Consider the following 21490-nt stretch of genomic DNA (forward strand, 5'->3'; position numbering starts at 1 on the left):
AGGTTTAATAAATAACTGTTTATTTAATGAGCTGATGTTCAACTAATTTCTTGTGCAGGGTATTGCGGTTGATACCAAGGTATTGAGCAGCTAAAGATTGATTTTGTTTGGCATGTTGCATAACGAGTTCAAGCATTGGTTTTTCTACCACGGCCAACACCATTTGATAGATGCCGTTTGGTGGCGTACCCTTGAGATCATTTAAGTAAACCTGTAATTGCGTTTCAATGCATTCGGTGATCGGGTGTTTATTGGTCATAAATATGAATTGATATATGAATTTGGTGCTTAAAGTCGAAAAATTAGGCTGCTTCTAAAAAGAGTAGGCGGTCAGAATGAGATTTCATTTCATCAAAATAATCATTGACCATTTGTAATTGGGTTTTGCAATCATCTGCAGTATTCATACGCTGACGAAAAGCATGTGAGTCTCGCAAACCTTTGCAATACCAGCCGATATGTTTGCGGGCTGTGCGAAGGCCAATGTATTCACCGTAGAACTCATAGTGATCTAAAAGATGGGCATTCATGATTTTCTGAATTTCTTTAATCTCTGGAGTGGGTAGCTTGCCACCAGTCTCTAAGTAATGATTGATTTCACGAAAGATCCAGGGGCGCCCTTGTGCGGCACGACCAATCATGATGGCATCGGCACCAGTGCTTTCTAAAACAAATACTGCTTTTTCTGGGCTATTGATATCGCCATTCGCAACCACAGGAATATCCACACTGTTTTTAACGGCGGTGATTGTTTCATATTCTGCTTCACCTAGATAAAGGTCGGCACGCGTACGGCCATGAACGGTAAGCATGGAGATGCCAGAATTTTCAGCAAGGCGTGCAATCTCGATTGCATTTTTATGCTCACGATCCCAGCCAGTCCGAATTTTTAAAGTCACTGGTACTGCATCTGGGCCAACGCCGACTGCATTAACAACCGCTTCTAATATTTGTTGTACAAGTGGTTCATCACGGAGTAGTGCCGAGCCTGCAGCAACGTTACAAACTTTCTTTGCGGGGCACCCCATATTGATGTCGATAATTTGCGCACCATGGCCCACATTCATTTTTGCTGCTGCAGCCATCATTACGGGATCTGCACCAGCAATTTGGACTGCAATCGGTTTGAATTCGCCAATGTGATTGGCACGACGTTGGGTTTTTTCGCTTTTCCACAAAAGGGCATTGGAAGCCACCATTTCTGAGACGGCATACCCAGCACCTAATTGCTTGCAAAGCTGTCTGAATGGACGATCTGTTACTCCTGCCATGGGCGCGACAAAGAGTCTATTTGCGAGGGTATGAGGGCCAATCTTCATCTATTGCGGGTTTGTGCTGGGGCGACTCGGTGGGTATTTTGCGGAAAGCATGACACTTTAGCACAGTCAGACCAAAATCTGCCTATTTTTTAGGCAGATTACTTGCTTCAGATGAACTATTGAATGCTTGGAGTTTGAAGGCTTTTTAAGCCCCTTAGCGCCTGCCAAACATCATCTGGCGAGCCAAGACTGTTTTGACTGGTGGAAGCCACTGAAGGGCTGATAAGGCCAATCCTCGAGCGACAACTACGGGGGCAAGATTTGAGGTGAACACTCTTGCCATCAAGTCTGTCAAACCAATCGTTGTGGTTCTATCGACTTTACGACTTTGTGCATAACTTTCCAAAGTATTTTGAATCTGCACTGCTGTTTGCTGATTGAGCGCGCTGGAAAATAGCCCCGCCAATTTTTCCGCTAATAAGTAAGCATCTCGTAAACCTAAGTTCAAGCCTTGACCTGCAACAGGATGCAAAGCTTGAGCTGCATTGCCAATCCATACTTCATGGTCTTTAGTAATTTGTTTGCGATAGTTCAGGCCAAGTTCATATAAACGACGATCTTGAATTTTGAGAAAACGGCCAATGCGTGAGCCAAATTCATTTTGTAAGGATGTTAAAAATTCAGCATCACTCAATTGCAAACGTTGTTGTGAGGATTCTGGTGAGCCACACCAAACGAGATTAAGAATGTTGGGTCCGTAGTGGCTCGGTAATACTGCCAGCGGTCCTTCGGCAGTAAAGCGCTCCCAGGCTTGATAAGGTATGGCATTTTCTACTTCAACTAATCCTACTAAGGCTGATTGCCCATAGTCTCGACCAGATTCCACCCAATCTTGTTTTTTAAAGAGTCCGCCTTCGGCGTGGACTACGCACTGAGCATTGATATGGTCATGCTCAACATTGCTATCAATAGGTTGCCAAATAAAATTCGGGCTCTTTACCTGAATATTTCTTAAGGCTTGGCGAAGCGTAATGTGAATGTCACGATAACGAATAATGTGACCAAGTGCATCCTGACGAAGCTCTTCGCGTGTCATGAGTGCGCGACCAAAGCGACCCGCTTGCGAGACATGTACACGATGGATATCAGCGCAATCTGATGGCCATGCATGGATCGTATCTAGTAGGAGCTTGCTACCATGTGAGAGGGCAATACCTCTACTATCAGCAGCTACAAGCTCTGCGTCATCGGCAGGATTACGGTCTAGTAGCGTCAGTTTTGCTTCGGGAAACTTTTGCAAAATCCATGCAGCGCAGGCAAGCCCAACAGGCCCGCCCCCATGAATCAAGATGTCGCAGTCTTTGGGACTCATTCTTTAGTTATTTTTCATGAGGGCTTCGATTTCATCGGCTTTTACTGGTACGCCACGAGAAATCAATTCACAACCTGATTCAGTGATGACAGCATCATCTTCAATGCGGATGCCAATATTCCAAAACGCTTGATCGATATCGTCTGCAGGTCTGACATATAAGCCAGGTTCGATGGTGATGACCATGCCACTTTTTAGAATGCGCCAAGGTTTTTCTTCTTCTGAGCTAGGCATTGACTCGCGATAAGAACCTACGTCATGAACATCCATACCAAGCCAATGGGAAGTGCGATGCATATAGAAGCGGCGGTAGGCGGCAGTTTCAATGGCGTTTTCCAAAGAACCTAATTCTGTAAGTTTGAGAAGTTTTTCATCGAGTAAGCCTTGGGTAAGCACTTTGAGTGCTGCTTCATGGGGTTGCATGAAAGTATTCCCCGGTTTTGTTACTGCAATGGCTGCTTCTTGTGCCGCAAGGGTAATGTCATAGAGCGCACGTTGTGGGCCGGTAAATTTTCCATTGACTGGAAATGTGCGCGTGATATCCGATGCATAGCCATCTAACTCGCAACCAGCATCAATGAGACAAAGTTCACCGCTTAGTAATTCAGTAGAGCTCGCGCGATAGTGAAGGATGCAAGCGTTGGCGCCACCAGCAACAATACTATTGTAGGCAACACTTTGTGAGCCACTGTTGCGGAATTCATGAAGTAATTCAGCTTCGAGTTGATACTCCCGCATACCAGGTTTACAGGCTTGAATCGCACGGATATGTGCTCTTGCAGAGATCGCAGCAGCACGCCGCATGATCTCGATTTCATGAATATCTTTAAATAAGCGCATTTCATGAATCAGTACCTCAATATCATGAAATTCTGACGGTGGGTTTATGCCACTACGAGCTTGTCCTCTTACTTTTTTCATCCAGTGGCGTATACGTCGATCTGCTTCTGCGCTCTCAGCTAATCGCACATAAACAGCATCTTGATCTGCTAATAATTCACCAAGCTTTTGATCAAGCTCTTGGTTACTATGCGCAAACTCGATGCCCAGTATTTCTGGTGCAGCTTCTGGCCCCAAACGAATGCCATCCCAAATTTCTCGTTCGAGATCTTTGGGCCTACAAAATAAATGTGACTCGAGTTGATAACTTTTTCCACTGCTAGCAACTTTCATTACTAAGGTTGCGCCGGGCTCTTCAAATCCTGTGAGATAGTAAAAATCACTGTCATGACGATAGGGAAAGTCGCTATCGCGATTACGTGCGAGCTCTGGCGCAGTTGCAATAACAGCAATGCCACCGCCAGTTTTACTAAAAATGTGTTTTGCTAAAGCATTTCTGCGAAGCTGATAAATATCGGTTTTATTCATATGCTGCGTTGAGCTCTTGTAAGCGTTGTGGCGTACCTACATCGTGCCACGGACCGACATATTTTTCACCAGACACTTGATTTTGCGCCATGGCAGCTTTGAGGAGGGGCGCCAGCTTAGCTGGGATACCCATTTCTAGATCTTTAAAGAGATCTTTGTGATAAATGCCAATCCCTGAAAAGGTCAACTTTTCAGCTCCCCCAGGATCCTGAGGGCTTACCTGCGCCTCTTTAAGATAAAAGTCACCATCAGGATGGTAGCTAGGGTTTGGCACCATGAGGAGGTGAGCTAAGATTTTGTTGGGGCCATTTCTTAACTTAGAAGCTATCCCCAAAATTTTGCTCACTGGCAAGTTCGGACTAAATACATCCCCATTGATGACTAGAAAATAATCTTCAGCTTGCAGGATGGGTAGCGCTTTGACTATGCCGCCCGCGGTTTCTAAAGCAGTGCCTTCCGGTGAGTATTGGATATTGAGACCAAATTGATGTCCATTGCCTAAGGAGGCTTCAATCTTTTCACCTAACCACGCGTGATTTATTACCACCTTTTCAATCCCCGCATTTGCTAGTGCTTCTAGATGCCACGCAAGCAATGATTTATTTTGAATGGTGAGCAAAGGCTTGGGTAAATTATCTGTTAAAGGGCGCATACGCTCGCCTCTACCAGCGGCTAATAAAAAGCAAGGAAGAAGATTGCTCTTAGACATGATTTGCAACTTATTCTTTAAGGGTGCGCGTAGATTCTAAAATCCGTGCCAATGGTTTTAGCTCAATATAACGATTTGCGGTGGCAATCGCATATTCCAATACCAAAGGAATATCTTTGAGATAACCGTCTTTACCATCACGATGAAAGAGTCTGGCAAAGATTCCGAGAACTTTGAGATGACGCTGCAAGCCCATCCATTCAAAGTCGCGATAGAACTGCCCGAAATCATCTGGCATTAGTAGCCCGGCTTTACGACCTTCTTCCCAAAATTTAATCACCCAATCAATCACTTTTTCTTCTGGCCAGGCGATATATGCATCGCGCCATAAGGAAGCAGCATCATAAGTAATGGGACCATACACCGCATCTTGAAAATCTAACACGCCAGGACTATTTTCTTCGGTCACCATAAGGTTGCGAGAATGATAATCGCGATGTACATAGACCTTAGCTTGCGCAAGATTATTCTCAAGGATGAGCTCGAATATTTTCTCGAGCTGTCCTTGTTGCGGCTCTGTTAATTTCATGCCAAGATGTTTATTCAAATACCACTCTGGAAATAAATCTAATTCACGTTGCAAGAGTGCTTGGTCATAGTTTGGTAGAACGTCTGGCTTACTTGCTAACTGCATTTTCACTAATGCTTCTGTTGCACCCCGATAAAGGTGGTTTGCTGTTTTATCGCTTAGTTCGCTCAGGTATGTTTTATTACCAAGATCGCCTAGGAGAAGAAAGCCTTCAGCAGTGTTTTGTTCCAAAATTTTAGGCACATTTAGACCTGCCTCGGAGAGCAAAAAATCAAGCTTGATAAAGGCATCCAAGGGCTCGTGCTGGGGAGGGGCATCCATAATGATTAGGCTGGCAAGGTCTGAGTTTTTTGACTTAACCCGAAAATAGCGCCTAAAGCTGGCATCCGCCGAGGCCGGCGCCAAGGTATCAAGATCTAATTGCCAGCTAGGCTGCAGGGCTTTTAGCCAGCTTCGAAGGGTATTTAAGCGAACGTCAGTCATGGTCGATTCGTATAATAAGGCGGGTCTGGATCCATGAGTCATTATCGCCGTCGCGCCGGCCTTTGCGCCCCTCTTTTTTTAGCCATCACCCTGCGCGTAATGTTGGGGGCGATATTGCTTCAAGTTGCGCTTCTGACAAGAGCACAAGCTCCTGCTGCACTGCCCCCAGTTTCACAAGCGACACAAAATTTCACGCTCTTACCAGATCGTGGAAATGTGACTGTTCTCAAGCTAGATGATCAATTGCGAGTAGGCAAGCCAATTTCCGATGGGGAAGCACTTACCTTTACTTCTAGTGATGTGATTGATGGTGTGGTTGAGCGCGACATGCATCTGAAAGGACGCGCGCAAATGCGTCGCAATGGCGCTGTTCTAAAAGCCGACGAAATCACATACAACCCAGATACTGATATTGCAGACTTGCTTGGTAATGCAGAGTTATCCAAAGGCAATACTTCCTTTAAAGGGCCTAAGGGACAATTTAGGGTTGATGCTCGCGAGGGCTCCATGGATACTCCTGCCTATGAGATTAGAGATACTCGTGGAAATGGCACAGCAAAAAAATTAATAATTGAAAATACTGACATTTTTGTTTTTGATAAAGCTACTTACACTACGTGTACTCCAGAAAATATGGATTGGTATTTCACGGCAAGTACTTTGGAGATTGACAACGAACAAAAAGAAATGGTTGGTACACATGGAGTGATGCGTTTCTTCGACGTACCAATTGCTTATTTACCTTATTTCACTGCCCCAACTGGTGGACAACGTCGTTCGGGATTATTGGCTCCGGTCGTTGGTTATAACAAAAATAATGGTTTAGATATCACTCAGCCTTATTACGTCAATATCGCGCCAAATCGTGACTTACTTTTATTGCCTCGCGAAATGAACCACCGCGGATTTATGTTGGGCGCTTCTTACCGATTCTTGGATAGGGAATATTCAGGCATAGCAACGGGAGAATATTTACCTTATGACAAACAGACGGGTACTAATCGTTGGAAATACGATTGGCAACAAAGACAAGTATTTTTGGGTGGCGTTGGACCCGGCGGCGCCCCGTTACCGGGCTCATGGAGCGGATATGCAAATATGGCTAGAGTCTCTGATAGCTTATATCCAACTGACTTTTCGCAAAGTATTGCTGGGCAAGTTACCAGTCAGTTTCGTCAAGAGCTTGGCACTACCAAACAGTTAACTGGTGAATTAAGTAATTGGACGGTTGGCGCTAAAGCAGCTAGTTTTCAAACGTTGCAACCAGATCCCAATAATTTAGTGCAGGCGCCATACAACGTATTGCCGAATATCACTGCTGCCTATAACAGTCAACTGAGTCCAGTGGTATCAGATGCAAGCGGAAAGTATTTAGCTCTACCGACTGGGCCAAAGTCAACATTTTCGACTGACTACACCCGCTTTGCTTATGCTTTGGGGAGTAACTTTAATGCGCCTCCTCCAGGCGCTTATACCCAGGCAGATAGAACGGTATTAAAAGGGGCGCTAGCCCTGCCACAGATCACCCCTGGTTATTACATTACGCCCACTGTGAGTTTTCAATCTAATACTTATAACGCCACACCTTATGTATCAGGAAGCGTTCCCAATGCGCAGGGGTTTACGATTCCAACCTTTAGTTTAGATTCTGGGTTGGCATTTGAGAGAGAAGCCTCTGAGCTGAAGGGTTTCTTCGGCCGCGATATGTTACTAACCATGGAGCCAAGAGCGTTTTATGCTTTTACTCCATATCAAAGTCAGGCTAATACGCCAGTCTTCGATACTGCTGATGCAGGTTTTGGCGTTTCGCAAATTTTCACAGCCAATACCTTTATTGGTAATGACCGTGTTGCAGATTCCAATGCGGCGACATTGGGTTTAACCAGTCGCATGATTGAAGCCTATTCCGGTGCTGAGCGCGCTAATGTGACACTGGCACAAAAGCAGCAGTTTACGGGACAGAAAGTTGGCTTAAATGGCAACATTGCCAATCCAACTACTTATTCTGATACTCTGGGTTCAGCTTCGGTGCGTCTGCTTGGTAACTTCAGTGCGGATATGTTTGGTCAATACAATACGCAATTAAATCGCTTTGTTCAGACTACGGTTGGAGGAAGTTGGCGACCAACTCCTGGCAGAAGTCTTAATTTTGGTTACCGCAATGTTTGGTCGCCACCAATACAAGCATCGTCTCAAAATAATCAAACTGCTACACCGTCTGCTACCACTACCGATCAATACAATATTTCTGGTCAATGGCCGGTTACACGCGAAGTTTCTGTGTTGGGTCGGTGGGGTTATGATGCCTTGACAACTAGAACATTAAATACTTTGGTAGGTTTGGAGTGGACGCGAGATTGCTGGACTTTCCGGGGGGCTTATTCTCAAGCTTTGAATACTTCGACCATAACAACCACTCAAGTGCTATTTCAGATCGAATTTAGGGGCTTTGCTAGCGCCGGAAGTAATCCAGTTGATATTATGAAGTTAAATGTTCCTGGATACATGCCAACTTCAAAGCCCATCCCACCATCCATATATGAGAATTATCAATGACGCTTTGCAGAATTAGGTTGAAACCTTTTATTTATCCGGTGATTTTTTTTGGGATATCTCTTGTTGGAGGGATTGCTAGTGCTCAAGACGCATCAAAAGCAAATATATTGGCGGATAGCAAAATCCGAAATATTGATGGCGTAGCTGCCGTCGTCAATACTGGTTATGTCACTCGCAAAGAAATTGATGATCGAATTACAGCCCTTAAAAAGCAGGGCGCCAAGTTGCCTGATGATGGATCAATTCGTAAAGTTATTCTTGAGCGGCTCATTATTGAGAAAATTCAGCTGCAAAATGCCGAGCAAGAGGGTGTCGTTGTCACTAACAAAGAGCTCGATAAAATTATTGGTGATATTGCTGCAAAAAATAAACTTAGTTATGCAGAATTTAAAGAGAAGGTAGTTGCATCCGGTACCTCATTTGAGAAATATAAACAGATGTTACGTGACGATATTATCGTTAGCCGATATCGTGAACGTGAAGTAGAGGGGAAGATTAAAATCTCTGATGCTGAAATTGATAATTTCATTGGTGAGAGAACCCGTGCTGTTGGTGGTGGAGCGCCCCGCTCAACCCCTGCTGCTAAAGGCGAAGCAGAAGAAATTGATGTGGCACAGATTTTTATTCCAGTTGATGCTTCAGCGGGCGTTGGCGCTCAGGCTGAGGTAAAAAAGAAGGCTGAGCAGTTATTGCGCGATGCCAAAGGAGATATGGATTTTTTGCAATTAGGCGCCTTGGCAGCCAAAGACAATCCTAAAATTAAGTTTCAGGATTTAGGTTATCGAACTTCCGATAGGTTGCCTCAACTATTTTATGAGGCGATTCGAAATACTGGTGGCGGCCAAGTCGCCAATGCAGTGGTTAAAAGCCCTGCGGGATACCATGTGCTAAAAGTATTGGATCGTAGGGCTGCAGTCGTCAGCGCAAATCCACAGCAGCAAGCAGCCCCACAGGAGGCTTCAACTAGCTCGCCGCAAAATATTCCTATTACACAAACATTGTCGCGACATATCTTATTGCGCAATCGTGCTGGTTTATCTGATCAAGATGCAGAGCGACGTCTTGCTGGGTATCGCGATCAAGTGCGCGCAAAGACTGCAGATTTTGGTGAGTTAGCAAAAAAGTTTTCAGAAGATGGTTCTGCCCCAAATGGTGGAGATCTAGGTTGGATGGGGCCGGGAGACTTGGTTCCGGAGTTTGAGCAAGCGATGAATCGTTTGCAAATTGGTGAAGTGAGTAACCCAGTAAAGACTGAGTTTGGTTGGCATCTCATTCAAGTCTTGGAACGACGTGAAGCCCAGCTGACTGTTGAAAAGCAACGTCAATTTGCCCGTGCTGCGATTCGGGAAAGAAAATTTGAGCAAGCCTATCAGGATTGGTTACGTGAGCTAAGAGATACGGCAACTGTCAAAATCTTGAATGCAGATGATGCTGCAAGTAGCGACCCACGTTAATTTAGCTATCACTACTGGCGAGCCAGCCGGTATTGGACCCGAGATTTCGGTAGCGGCTGCGCAGCAGTTTTTGACTGAACAGCCGAGTGCAGTGATTACCTTATTGGGTGATGCTGACTTGCTAAAGTTAGTTTCTCAAGGCCCCATTGATTTATCTGCGCGTTTAAAAATTCAGAGTATTCCTCTTTCAGAGCCAGTTGTTCAGGGTGTCGTAAACCCACGGAATGCTCAATACGTGATCAATAATTTGAATGAGGCTATTGATGGATGCTTAAGTGGGCGTTTCGATGCCATGGTTACTGCACCCATTCAAAAGAGTGCGATTAATTTGGCAGGCACGCCATTTACAGGCCATACCGAATATTTAGCAGAGCGGTGTAAGGCGCCGCATGTGGTGATGATGCTTTGTGCCACTCTTCCTAAGAGCTTCTTCAATTTGAAGGAGCCTAGAGACTTGCGAGTAGCGCTTGCTACCACCCACCTACCATTACAAGCGGTCTCTGCCGCATTAACCCAAGAGCTCGTGCTTGAAACTATTCAGATAGTGCAGCATGATTTACGTACAAAGTTTGGTATTTCGAGTCCGGTAATACGTGTTGCAGGATTGAACCCACATGCTGGTGAGTCAGGTTATTTGGGTCGCGAGGAAATCGACGTCATCGGCCCTGCAATTGAGACTGCTAAAAGGCTTGGTATCGATGTTTCTGGCCCTTATCCGGGTGACACCATGTTTGATCCAGCATCATTAGAAAGTGTTGATGCCTTTATTGCGATATACCACGATCAAGGTTTGGCGCCATTTAAATTTGTTACCTTTGGCGGTGGCGTCAATGTCACATTAGGTTTGCCTATCATTCGCACTTCAGTGGATCATGGCACGGCTTTAGATATTGCTGGCAAAGGTATTGCAGATCCTGGATCTATGTTGGAGGCCTTGCGATTAGCCTACCAAGTAGCCCTCAATCAAAAAGAAAAAAGTTGATTCATGCATCGTGCACGTAAACGATTTGGTCAGAATTTCTTACAAGATCAAGGCATTATTTATTCCATAGTGGCTTTAATTAATCCCAGCCCAGATATGTATGTGATTGAGATTGGGCCTGGCCTGGGCGCTTTAACTAGACCTTTACTGAGTAATCTCGACCAACTGGATTTATTAGAGATTGATCGAGACTTAGTAGCTTATTGGAATCAAGAAAATCTCAAGGGTTTAAGGGTCATAGAAGGTGATGCGCTCAAATTTAATTTTATTGAATGGTCCCAGAATCATTTAGGAAAAAAAGGCCTATGCAAGGTAGTCGGTAATTTGCCCTATAACATTTCTTCACCACTACTTTTTCATTTGGTGTCAGCGGCAGCGCATATCGACGAGCAGGTTTTTATGCTGCAAGCAGAAGTCGTCGAGAGAATGGTTGCTCATGCCGGTAGTTCTGACTTTAGTAGGCTTTCTGTGATGCTGCAGGCTCGCTACCACATGGAATTAGTATTAGAAGTCCCGCCCGAGGCATTTGATCCAGCACCTAAAGTCAATTCTGCTGTGGTGCGGATGATTCCTAGAAAAGATTTCAGCTTGACTCTGTCTCAATGGAATGCACTAGAGCAAGTAGTGGCTGCAGCTTTTGCGCAGAGGAGAAAAATGTTGCGCACGAATTTGCATGCTTTTGCTGATCGCTTGAAATTAAGTGAGGGAGAGCTCAAAGCTAGGGCTCAAGATATTTCAGTTAATCGCTATATAGAGTGGGCTAAGCTCTTAGCCGCTTAAATGAAGTTGGTACAAGTGGATCATTTATAAGCGCTCGGATCAATGACGCGCATTTCAGTTTCAATCCAACCTTCAACTTCTTGTTGTAACTGCTCCCCAGACTTGCTTTCGGAAGTAATTGCCGGACCAATTGAAAAAATCACAGTACCGGGTTTTTTTAGAAAGCTATTCTTGGGCCAGCAGCTACCGGCATTGTGAGCAATAGGAATAACCAATGCTCCAGTTGCGCTAGCTAGCCGAGCCCCACCTTTGCGATAGGGCTTGGTTGAGCCTCTTGGCGTTCGAGTGCCCTCTGGAAATAGCATGATCCATTTACCTTCGCTAAGGCGTTTACGTCCTTGGCTTGCGACAGATAGAGCCGCCGTTTGTTTATTGGCACGATTGATATGAATCATCTTGAGTAAAGCTAAGGCCCAGCCAAAAAATGGGATCCAAAGCAATTCTCGCTTGAATACAAAGCAAAGCTGTTTGGGAAGCAAGGCAATATAAGCAATAGTCTCGTAAGCAGATTGGTGCTTGCTAAGGATCACTACTGGCTGATCTAGCACTGCATGCATATGTTCCATGCCGCGAATTTCATAATGAACATCACAGAGATGCCAAAGCAACCAAATCACAACCTTGTTCCAAAGTCCAATAAAGCGATAGCGATTTTCAGGGCTCAAGAAAGGAAATGCCAACATGCAAAGCACTGACCAAATTGGGGTGAAGATCAGTAAAAACAGGGCAAATAGGGTTGAGCGAACAAAGACCATCAATATCCTAGACTTGGTTTTCTAGCAGTGTAGTTGCAAAAGCCATCAAATCGGCATGAATTTGAGTGCCTTCAGGCAAACCACCTGTTGCAAGCGTCTTTTGCCCCTTGCCTGTGAGGACTAAATGGGGTGATGCGCCCAATGCAATTCCTGCCTGAAGATCTCGCAAGGAATCGCCCACAATAGGAACGCCCAATAAAGGTTGATTGCTACTCGCTCTTTTATAGCGCAGGGCAATCTCTTTCATGAGGCCAGGCGCTGGCTTGCGGCAATCGCATCCATGGGCATCGGTGTGTGGGCAAAAGAAAATGCTGTCGATGCTTCCGCCCAAAGGTTGCAGCAGTTTTTCCATTTTGCTATGCATCGCATGCAAATCGGTAATCGCAAAATAACCTCTTGCTAATCCAGATTGGTTGGTCGCAACTGCAATTTGATAGCCTGCTTGATTGAGTAGGGCAATAGCCTCGAGGCTGCCGGGAAGTGGTACCCACTCATTTACAGATTTAACGTAGTCGTCACGATCTTCATTAATCACGCCGTCGCGATCGAGAATAATGAGTTTCGAAGAGCTAGTGCTCATGCTAGTTTGCCGAGATCGGCAACGAGATTCATTTTCTGGTGAAGTTGTTGCAGGAGCGCCAAGCGGTTATCGCGCAGCTCGGGATTGGGATCCATCACCATCACATCTGCAAAGAACTGATCAATCGGCTTACTTAAAGCGACAAGTGCTTTTAAGAGCTCTACAAATTGGCGCTTTTCATAGGCCGCATTCAGGGCTGGTGTTATGGCCTCTAATGCTTGATGTAGAGTAATCTCAGCTGGAATTTGCAAGAGCTTATCTGAGCAGTTTACAGAAATATCTGTGGTGGTTTTTTTGAGAATATTGCTGATACGTTTATTGGCAGCAGCTAATTGCGCCGCCTGCGGTAGAGCATTAAATTCACGAAGTGCACTTAAGCGCTCAATCAGATCATTAATCTGAGCTGGTGATTGACTTAGAACAGCATCAATTTCTGCGCTAGTAAATGGTTTCCCAGCAACTGATTGGTCGCGCAAGTATGCGCGTAGGCGATCGATGATGAATTCATAAATATCCGCTGCTTTGGCTTTCTCTTGCACATCTTTCTGAGAAAACTGTGAGCGTGCGAGCTCAATGATATCCGGTAGGCTTAAGGCAAGATTCTTCTCTAAGAGCAAGCGGCAAATACCTAGTGCATGACGACGCAATGCATATGGGTCTTTATCGCCAGTTGGCGCTAAACCTACACCCCAAATACCAACTAGGGTTTCTAATTTATCTGCAATCGCAAGAATCGTGCCAGTCTGTGTCAGGGGAAGTGCATCGCCTGCAAAGCGTGGCATATAGTGCTCGCTACAAGCAGCTGCCACCTCAGTATTTTCGCCGTCATGCGTTGCATAGTAACGACCCATGATGCCTTGGAGTTCCGGGAACTCACCAACCATATCGGTGAGTAAGTCTGTCTTAGCGATTTCAGCTGCGCGACGAGCTAGCTTCTCATCAGCGCTTATTTTTTTGGCGATACCAGTAGCAATACCTTGAACGCGCTTAGTGCGATCGAGTTGATTACCTAGCTGATTTTGATAAACCACCTTACCTAAATCAGCAACTCGAGAAGCTAATGAGCGTTTTTGGTCTTGCTGGAAGAAAAAGCGTGCATCAGAAAGGCGAGGACGAACAACGCGTTCATTACCAGAGATGATAGCCTCTGGTGTAGTCGTTTCAATGTTGGAGACAATCAAAAAGCGATTGCGCAATTTACCTTGCTTATCTGTCAGGGCAAAGTATTTTTGATTGGTCTGCATGGTGAGGATCAAGCATTCCTGAGGAACCTCTAAGAACTCTTGGTCAAACCGGCATTCATAAATGGCTGGCCATTCAACGAGGGCAGTGACTTCATCTAGCAGACTATCAGGCATTAAGACTAGATCTTCACCAGCAGCTTTCAAAAGAGCAGCTTCAATTTGGCTGCGACGTTTATTGAAGCTTGGGATAACCTTAGCTTTACTTTCAAGATCTTTTTGATATTGATCTGCAGCACTAATACTGAGAGTGCCAGGCGCTAGGAAGCGATGACCCTCAGTTTGATTGCTAGCTTCAATACCTAGACCATGTATTTTAAGAACAGTGTTGCCATGCAAGGCAATCATGCTATGGGCAGGGCGAGCAAATTGAACATCTGCTAATTCGCCATTTTTTTGTTGCACTTGATAGCGCATCATTTTGGCAATCGGTAATTTACTGAGTGTTTGCTCAAGCGCAGTTTGTGCCGTTTTTTCAAGTGCTGCACCCTTGGCTATTACGTTAAGGTAAAGAGCCTCATTCTTACCTTCACCTGATTTTTCTAAAGTGGCTAGAACAATATCTGTATATCCAAGTGCCGCTAATTTTTTAAGTAGCGGAGGGGTTGCTTTACCCTCAGGGTCATAAGCAATGCTGGTGGGAAGCAGCTTCTCTCTTATTGGATAGTCTTCTGCCTGACTAAGCACATGGCTAATCTGAACTGCTAAACGACGCGGAGTAGCAAAGCTTGTAACAGCGGAGTCGTCCGTTGTTAGATTGGCGGATTTTAGGTGAGCAAAAATACCGTCACTGAAAGCCTCGCCCAAACGACGTAAGGATTTTGGTGGCAACTCTTCTGTAAAGACCTCAATTAATAAGTTAGCTGATTGAGAGTTTGAATGTGATGTGCTCATACTTTAGACTGGTGTTGACACATTGGAAAGCCAAGTTTTTCTCGGGATTCAAAATAGGCTTGCGCAACTGCGCGGGATAGATTTCGAATCCGACCGATATAGGCAGCACGTTCCGTAACAGAGATGGCACCCCTTGCATCCAAGAGGTTGAAGGTATGCGCTGCTTTCAGCACCATCTCATAAGCAGGTAATGCTAAGGGCACTTCCATCAAGCGTTTTGCTTCACTTTCATAATTACTGAAGTTTGCAAACAGCAGATCGGTATTGGAGTGCTCAAAGTTGTAGCAAGATTGCTCTACTTCATTCTGGTGATAAACATCGCCATAAGAGATGCCTTCAGCCCAAACAAGGTCGTACACGTTTGAGCAATTTTGAATGTACATTGCCAGGCGCTCGATTCCATAAGTGATTTCGCCTAAGACGGGCTTGCAATCTAAGCCGCCTACTTGCTGAAAATAGGTGAATTGCGTTACTTCCATGCCATTGAGCCAAACTTCCCAGCCCAAACCCCACGCACCTAGCGTTGGGTTCTCCCAATCATCCTCTACAAAGCGAATGTCATTTTCTTTTAGATCAAGACCAAGGGCAGATAGGGATCCCAAGTAGAGCTCAAGAATATTTTCTGGGGCTGGCTTAAGAACAACTTGATATTGATAGTAGTGTTGCAAGCGATTTGGGTTCTCGCCATAACGACCGTCCTTAGGTCTGCGGGATGGCTGAACATAGGCAGCTTTCCAGGGTTCTGGACCAATGGCTCTGAGGAAAGTAGCGGTATGGGATGTGCCTGCGCCCACCTCAAGGTCAATGGGTTGTAATAGGGCACAACCTTGTTGGTCCCAATAATCTTGAAGTTTGAGAATGATTTGCTGAAAAGTAAGCATGTTTAACCTGGCTAAGCCATTGATTTTACATGGCTAGGGCGCCGCAGAGTTAAAAAAGACTAAAAACGTCTATGGCGAATAAAGGCCCAGATCAAGAGGAGGCACGAAATGCTCAAAATTGGGAAATTTCCCCAAACAACAAAAGGTGTTTTTCCAGCATAGGCTTGAACTTGGGTGCTTAAGCTTGCTTGGGTAAATTCTGGAAGTGATTGCAGTACTTTGCCATCAGGACCTAAGACGGAGCTGATGCCGGTGTTTGTCGCTCGTAGAGCAGGTAACCCCGTTTCGAGAGAGCGTAATTGCGATAGTCTTAATTGTTGGGCAGGTGCTTGAGATTTACCAAACCATGCAAGGTTGGTTAAGTTGATTAAGAGATTTGTGGGCTCAGAATTATTGCGGATACGACTTACAAGCTCGCCACCAAAGACATCCTCGTAGCAAATTGTGATTGCGGCATGCAGTGCAGCTTGGTCTTTGCGAGTAATAGTGAAATGAGCTTGATCATTTCCGCCTCTAGCGAAATCACTTAAGGGAACACTAAAGGCATTTACAAACCAGCGAAAGCCAGGGGGAATAAATTCACCAAAGGGGACTAGGTGATCTTTGTCATAGCGATAAGATTTTGATTCGGGTGAAAGCCCCAAAGCACGATTTGAATATTCTCTACCATCGTTGGGGATTGGATTTCTTCCAATCACTCCAAAAAGTAAATTACTGCCCGTTTGATTAGAAAAGTTCTGTAAGTTTTCAATGAGATGGGCTGGCAGATTATTTTCTGGCCACGGAAATGCAGTCTCAGGAGCAACAATCAGTTGCGCGCGTGATTGGTATATAGAGTTTTCATAAAACTGAATCTGCTTTAGCACACCTTCTGGTCGAAAAATCAAACTTTGCGCAAAGTTTCCTTGTATCAACTGAACTGTAATAGGTTGGCCGGTCGGCTGAGTAAAACTCCATAGACTAGACAGGCTGGTGATCAAGGTAAGCAAAGCTATTGATGCTGTGCTCGTGAAAAAAGCTTTTTTGAGTCGTAGTAATTGCCAGGAGGTGTATACAGTTAAAAAAGTACATCCCAGCCCGCCTAAATAAGGCGCAATCGAAGCAAAGGGGCCATTGACTTGGCTCTCAGCTAGCCCCATCCAAGGAAAGCCAGTAAATATTTCACCGCGCAGATACTCGCTGATCACCCAGCTCGATGCCAAGAAAAATCCCAGCAGACTGGAATCTTTGAAAATACGAATCGATAGGCTGGCAGCAGAAAAATAGAAAGCCACATAGGCCGAAAGCAAAAATACAGCCATACAAGAAAGCAGCGAGTTCATGCCGCCGACATCATGCAGGCTAATATAAAGCCACCACAAACCCACTACGAAGTAGCCGAGACCAAAAGCAAGGCCATGCACAAAAAATTTCTTCAGCGATTCAGATTCTTGCGCTCTTAATTGCCACCAAATCACGCTGAGGAGGGGGATTTGAATCCAGCCGCCATAGGGTAGTTCTGCAGCTCCAGCAAGTAATCCACCCAATACGAACAGTATCAGCAGTGCCACTGCATTCTTGCGCTTAGAAGATTGCCGATCAACCAAGCCAGTCCTTAGTCTGCTTTTTTAGCTTTTTGTCGCGCTAGCAGGATATGAATTTGCCGTGGATCGGCGCGCTGAACTTCGAATTCAATGTCATTCATCTCAATCAGTTCGCCTATCTTGGGAACGCGCCCTAAGTGCTGAATCACCAGGCCTGCAACAGTTTCGATATCTTCTTCCGCAAAGTGCGTGCCAAGGGCTTCATTCAGTTGCTCAAGTTCAGTAATACCTTTAACGCGAATATCGCCATTATCTAAGGAGATAATATTGTCGGCCTCTTCGTCGATATCGTGCTCATCTTCAATATCACCAACAATTTGCTCCAGTACATCTTCGATCGTGATGATGCCTGCAATACCACTGTATTCATCTACTACAACAGCTAAGTGATTTCGATTGTCTTTGAAGTCGCGCAATAGAACACTCAAACGCTTAGATTCGGGAATAAATACTGCAGGGCGCAACCAATCACGCACCTGAAAATCTTTTTCAGTGGAATGACGTAATAAATCTTTGGCTAACAAGATACCAATGACATTGTCGCGGGATCCTTCAAAAACAGGAAAACGAGAGTGAGCTGCTTCAATTGCGATCCTTACAATTTCAGGTAAGGGTTGACTGATATCGATCCAGTCGATTTGGGCGCGCGGGACCAAGATATCTCGCGCGCACAATTGACCCACCTGAAATACACCCTCAATCATGGAGAGGGCATCGGCATCAATTAAGCCTTCGGTTTGTGCTTCGCGCAGCGTTTCAATGAGTTCTTGACGGCGTTCGCTAGGGCTAGTTGGCTGAGGGGATAAAAAATCAGCTAGGCGATCTAATAGGGATTTGGGGTCGGGCATATTGCAAGAATAGCTTAGAAAGATGTCGGAGTAAAAATTAGGTCGCTAAATAAGGGTTCGGAAACCCCAATTTTTTAAGAAGGCTGATTTCGATAGCCTCCATCTTTTTAGCGTCCTTTTCAGCCTCATGATCAAATCCCTGAGCATGAAGGCAGCCATGAACTACTAAATGCGCTAAGTGTGCTTTCAATGTTTTTTCTTGTGCTTTGGCCTCTTTTTGGATTACTGGTAGGCAAAAAATAATATCCGCTGCAACACTATTTTTAGAGCGCTCGTAGGGAAAAGTCAGCACATTGGTTGCATAATTTTTTTGACGATATGCGGTATTCAGTTTTTTACCTTCCGCAGCATTCACAAACCGTAGTGTTAGTAGTCCCACGCTATTCGTGGTGACCTTGACCCATTTTTTGATGAGTGTAGATGATGCTACTTTCACCAAGGCAGATTCAATTGCTGGGCTTGTATACTGAATCTCTATATCGAGTTTGGAAGTTTTTAATTTGGTATTAGTTTGCATGAGCTTCTACCAGTTCACCTCTTAAGGTGTAGTTGAGGACTTCAGTAATTTGAATATCCACCATTTGACCAATCAAAGACTCTATCTCTTGCTTGGGGGCGGTAAAGTGAATTACCCGATTATTTTCTGCGCGGCCTTGTAAATTGACCCCGTCCTTCGCCAATCCTTCGATTAATACTTTTTTTTCAGTATTGCCCAACATTTTTTGACTAATCTGATGAGCTTGGCCTTCGATCACAGCAAGCAGTGTTTGTAAACGTTTGAGCTTGACCTCATAAGGAGTGTCATCACTTAAGTTCGCTGCTGGGGTGCCAGGCCTTGGGCTAAAGATGAAGCAAAAGCTGTTATCAAATTCGAGTTCTCGAACCATCTTTAAAAGCTTCTCAAAGTCTGCATCCGTTTCCCCCGGAAAGCCCACGATGAAATCGCTAGATAAAGTGAGGTCAGGGCGAACAGCACGCATTTTTCGAATAATGCTTTTGTATTCCAAGACTGTATAGCCGCGCTTCATTGCGGATAAGATCGTGTCTGAAGCATGTTGCACTGGTAGGTGTAAGTGGCTTACAAGCTTTGGCACCTTGGCGTAAACATCAATCAAGCGCTGTGTAAATTCTTTTGGGTGGCTGGTAGTAAAGCGAATTCGTTCAACTCCAGGAATCTCTGCAATGTATTCAACTAAAAGGGCAAAGTCAGCAATCTCTTCTGTGTGACCCATTCTGCCAAGGTAAGCATTGACGTTTTGGCCAAGCAAGACAATCTCTTTAACGCCCTTGCTCGCAAGTCCAGCGACTTCGGCAAGTACATCATCGAATGGTCTAGAAACTTCTTCTCCACGGGTATAGGGAACGACACAATAGCTGCAATACTTTGAGCAGCCTTCCATTATAGATACGTAGGCAGAGCCCCGAGTCTGACGCGAGGCAGGGAGATGATCAAACTTTTCTATCTCTGGAAAAGAAATATCCACCTGAGAAATACCGGTTTTACGACGTTGCGCAATCAGGTCAGTTAATCGATGTAAAGTTTGCGGACCAAACACCACATCAACATAGGGTGCGCGACTCACAATTTGTTGACCTTCTTGGCTAGCTACGCAACCGCCAACTCCGATGAGCAATTCAGGCTTTGTTTTTTTAAGCTCGCGTAAGCGACCGAGATCAGAAAAGACTTTGTCTTCCGCTTTTTCTCGAATCGAACAGGTATTTAAGAGCACGACATCTGCATCTTCAGGAGAGTCTGTCATGACCATGCCTTCATCAGCATGCAGGAGGTCTGCCATCTTGCCCGAGTCGTACTCGTTCATTTGACAGCCAAAGGTTTTGATATAGAGCTTTTTCATATGCCGTTCTCAGGTTTATAACTGGGGGCGAAGCTCAGATTTTACTGTGGAAGTGCTTTGCTTTACCTATAAGAGGCGAAATGCTGCAATAGCGACTAATGTGGGTGGTAACGCAGCAAGCAGTAAATAAAGTGCTGAAACGGCGCCCCCTGGAAAGTAACTGCGCAATATCGCAATACCCGCTGGATTTGGGGCATTGGCAATGACTGTGAGACCGCCGCCAGCAACAGCACCCCCTACTAAGGCTAATTTGAATTCGAGTGAGGTGCCTGTCACTAGTGATCCTAAGTAAGTTAATGCCGCGTTATCGGTAATCGCAGTTAAGGTTAGGCTTCCATAAAACACTGCTGTAGGGCTCATCATTTCCAGAATGGGCTGCAACCACCATCCTTGAAGAGCGCCTAAGACAACCAATCCCGCCAAGAAAAATCCAACTAGGAGTGCTTCTTTGATAATGAGTGGGCTTTGATGTTTTGGATAGGCTGTAGTGAAGCCAATAAAAAATAATAAGAGCCAAATAAAAATAATAGGATCGTGTGCAAATACCACTATGCCTAGTAAAAAGATTAGGTGCATCGTAATGACGACAACTGGAATCTTGATAGGTTTATGAGACTCGCTTGGTTCAATTAGTTGTTTCTGAAATAAGAGTGTTGCGCCAAGAGCGTTGATAAAAATCGCAACACAAGATTCAAAACCAAAATTAGTGAACATGAATGCCGAACTCCAACCCCAGGTTGAGGCAACCATGAGTACTGGTGGCGCAGCAAAGTTAGTCAGTGTTCCACCAATCGAAATATTCACAAACAGTACCCCTAGGGTCCCAAACAGCAAGGCCTTCGAGCACTGGTGGCGGTATACCAAATCGCGCAGCAAAAAAGCTGCCAAGGTCATCGCTGCCGGCTCAGTAATGAGAGAGCCCAAGAGCGGCGTGATCCCTAGAGTCAGAAAATAAAGGGTTGGAGCGCTACGAGTGCGTAGTAAGACTTGCATACCTTTGGCAATGGTATGCAAGAGTTGTGTCGAAAAATACAAAATGGGTTTACTGCCAGCCACAATCATGATGGCAAAGACAAACAACGGCTCTGTAAAGTTACGTTGATCTAAATAGGTTTTTGCAGCGCCTAAATGATCGATAAAAGAGATGTAGATAATGAGAACGGCAGCCCAAAAGCCGAAGACAATTTCGACCTCACCCAGGAGATGCCAAAGACCAGCATGTTTCGGGATGGTTTTAGCGAGAGATTCAAAATAACTAGTACAAAAGGTGTGCAAGACTGCGATTGCAAAAATAATACTTGCACCAAGTTCAGTGAGAGTAAAGTTCATAGGAGAATGTTAGCAGGTGACCAAGCAATAC

At 45.0% G+C, this 21490-nt stretch carries 19 protein-coding genes; 4 read left to right on the top strand and 15 right to left on the bottom strand.

The genetic code is table 11. From position 1 onward, the window contains the following. Positions 1 to 19: 19 nt before the first annotated feature. From ICN21_RS08575 to ICN21_RS08600, 6 genes are all read right to left on the bottom strand, one after another. A complete protein-coding gene (locus ICN21_RS08575; protein ID WP_215295867.1) occupies positions 20 to 259 on the bottom strand; it encodes a helix-turn-helix domain-containing protein in 240 nt (79 codons plus the stop codon). Positions 260 to 302: 43 nt separating this feature from the next. Further along, the gene (gene dusB, locus ICN21_RS08580; protein WP_216178109.1) at positions 303 to 1319 is read right to left on the bottom strand and encodes a tRNA dihydrouridine synthase DusB; all 1017 of its coding nucleotides are present in this window, start codon (positions 1317 to 1319) and stop codon (positions 303 to 305) included. Positions 1320 to 1473: 154 nt separating this feature from the next. After that, entirely contained in the window at positions 1474 to 2631 is a 1158-nt protein-coding gene (locus ICN21_RS08585; protein ID WP_216178110.1) for an FAD-dependent monooxygenase, read from the bottom strand. Between the two features lie 3 nt (positions 2632 to 2634). After that, entirely contained in the window at positions 2635 to 3999 is a 1365-nt protein-coding gene (locus ICN21_RS08590) for an aminopeptidase P N-terminal domain-containing protein (protein ID WP_216178111.1), read from the bottom strand. Next, complete coding sequence (gene murU / locus ICN21_RS08595) at positions 3992 to 4708, bottom strand: N-acetylmuramate alpha-1-phosphate uridylyltransferase MurU (RefSeq protein WP_216178112.1); 717 nt, start codon at positions 4706 to 4708, stop codon at positions 3992 to 3994. Before murU ends, ICN21_RS08590 begins: the two co-directional genes overlap by 8 nt. Positions 4709 to 4718: 10 nt before the next feature. Next, a complete protein-coding gene (locus ICN21_RS08600; RefSeq protein ID WP_216178113.1) occupies positions 4719 to 5720 on the bottom strand; it encodes an aminoglycoside phosphotransferase family protein in 1002 nt (333 codons plus the stop codon). Positions 5721 to 5753: 33 nt separating this feature from the next. Here ICN21_RS08600 and ICN21_RS08605 point away from each other — a divergent pair, with 33 nt between their 5' ends. The 4 genes from ICN21_RS08605 (at position 5754) to rsmA (ending at position 11492) form a co-directional block, all read left to right on the top strand. Further along, positions 5754 to 8276 (top strand): LPS-assembly protein LptD, encoded by a 2523-nt coding sequence (locus ICN21_RS08605; RefSeq protein ID WP_216178114.1) that lies wholly within the window; start codon positions 5754 to 5756, stop codon positions 8274 to 8276. Between the two features lie 107 nt (positions 8277 to 8383). Continuing rightward, on the top strand, positions 8384 to 9730 hold the full coding sequence (locus ICN21_RS08610) for a peptidylprolyl isomerase (RefSeq protein ID WP_255534274.1): 1347 nt from the start codon (positions 8384 to 8386) through the stop codon (positions 9728 to 9730). Next, on the top strand, positions 9696 to 10712 hold the full coding sequence (gene pdxA / locus ICN21_RS08615; RefSeq protein ID WP_370624081.1) for a 4-hydroxythreonine-4-phosphate dehydrogenase PdxA: 1017 nt from the start codon (positions 9696 to 9698) through the stop codon (positions 10710 to 10712). Before ICN21_RS08610 ends, pdxA begins: the two co-directional genes overlap by 35 nt. A gap of 3 nt (positions 10713 to 10715) precedes the next feature. Beyond that, positions 10716 to 11492 (top strand): 16S rRNA (adenine(1518)-N(6)/adenine(1519)-N(6))-dimethyltransferase RsmA, encoded by a 777-nt coding sequence (rsmA, locus tag ICN21_RS08620; protein ID WP_216178116.1) that lies wholly within the window; start codon positions 10716 to 10718, stop codon positions 11490 to 11492. Between the two features lie 20 nt (positions 11493 to 11512). Here the strand turns inward: rsmA and ICN21_RS08625 are convergent, their stop codons facing one another. From ICN21_RS08625 to ICN21_RS08665, 9 genes are all read right to left on the bottom strand, one after another. Then, positions 11513 to 12247 (bottom strand): 1-acyl-sn-glycerol-3-phosphate acyltransferase, encoded by a 735-nt coding sequence (locus tag ICN21_RS08625; RefSeq protein WP_216178117.1) that lies wholly within the window; start codon positions 12245 to 12247, stop codon positions 11513 to 11515. A gap of 7 nt (positions 12248 to 12254) precedes the next feature. Next, on the bottom strand, positions 12255 to 12827 hold the full coding sequence (gene gmhB, locus ICN21_RS08630) for a D-glycero-beta-D-manno-heptose 1,7-bisphosphate 7-phosphatase (protein ID WP_216178118.1): 573 nt from the start codon (positions 12825 to 12827) through the stop codon (positions 12255 to 12257). Continuing rightward, positions 12824 to 14962, bottom strand: a complete 2139-nt coding sequence (gene glyS / locus ICN21_RS08635; RefSeq protein ID WP_216178119.1) for a glycine--tRNA ligase subunit beta — start codon at positions 14960 to 14962, stop codon at positions 12824 to 12826. Before glyS ends, gmhB begins: the two co-directional genes overlap by 4 nt. Further along, on the bottom strand, positions 14959 to 15843 hold the full coding sequence (gene glyQ / locus ICN21_RS08640; RefSeq protein WP_215295854.1) for a glycine--tRNA ligase subunit alpha: 885 nt from the start codon (positions 15841 to 15843) through the stop codon (positions 14959 to 14961). Before glyQ ends, glyS begins: the two co-directional genes overlap by 4 nt. 59 nt (positions 15844 to 15902) lie before the next feature. Beyond that, the gene (lnt, locus tag ICN21_RS08645; RefSeq protein ID WP_216861677.1) at positions 15903 to 17429 is read right to left on the bottom strand and encodes an apolipoprotein N-acyltransferase; all 1527 of its coding nucleotides are present in this window, start codon (positions 17427 to 17429) and stop codon (positions 15903 to 15905) included. Between the two features lie 8 nt (positions 17430 to 17437). Next, positions 17438 to 18274 carry an HlyC/CorC family transporter gene (locus tag ICN21_RS08650; protein ID WP_215319010.1) on the bottom strand — a complete coding sequence of 279 codons (837 nt, stop codon included), beginning with the start codon at positions 18272 to 18274 and terminating at the stop codon, positions 17438 to 17440. 37 nt (positions 18275 to 18311) lie between these two features. Beyond that, positions 18312 to 18791, bottom strand: a complete 480-nt coding sequence (gene ybeY, locus ICN21_RS08655) for an rRNA maturation RNase YbeY (RefSeq protein ID WP_216178120.1) — start codon at positions 18789 to 18791, stop codon at positions 18312 to 18314. Further along, a complete protein-coding gene (miaB, locus tag ICN21_RS08660; RefSeq protein ID WP_216178121.1) occupies positions 18781 to 20130 on the bottom strand; it encodes a tRNA (N6-isopentenyl adenosine(37)-C2)-methylthiotransferase MiaB in 1350 nt (449 codons plus the stop codon). The genes ybeY and miaB overlap by 11 nt, the downstream gene beginning before the upstream one ends. 66 nt (positions 20131 to 20196) lie before the next feature. After that, positions 20197 to 21459, bottom strand: a complete 1263-nt coding sequence (locus ICN21_RS08665) for a putative Na+/H+ antiporter (RefSeq protein WP_216178122.1) — start codon at positions 21457 to 21459, stop codon at positions 20197 to 20199. Positions 21460 to 21490: the final 31 nt, after the last annotated feature.

It is taken from the genome of Polynucleobacter sp. AP-Feld-500C-C5 (assembly GCF_018882265.1).
Taxonomy (GTDB): domain Bacteria; phylum Pseudomonadota; class Gammaproteobacteria; order Burkholderiales; family Burkholderiaceae; genus Polynucleobacter.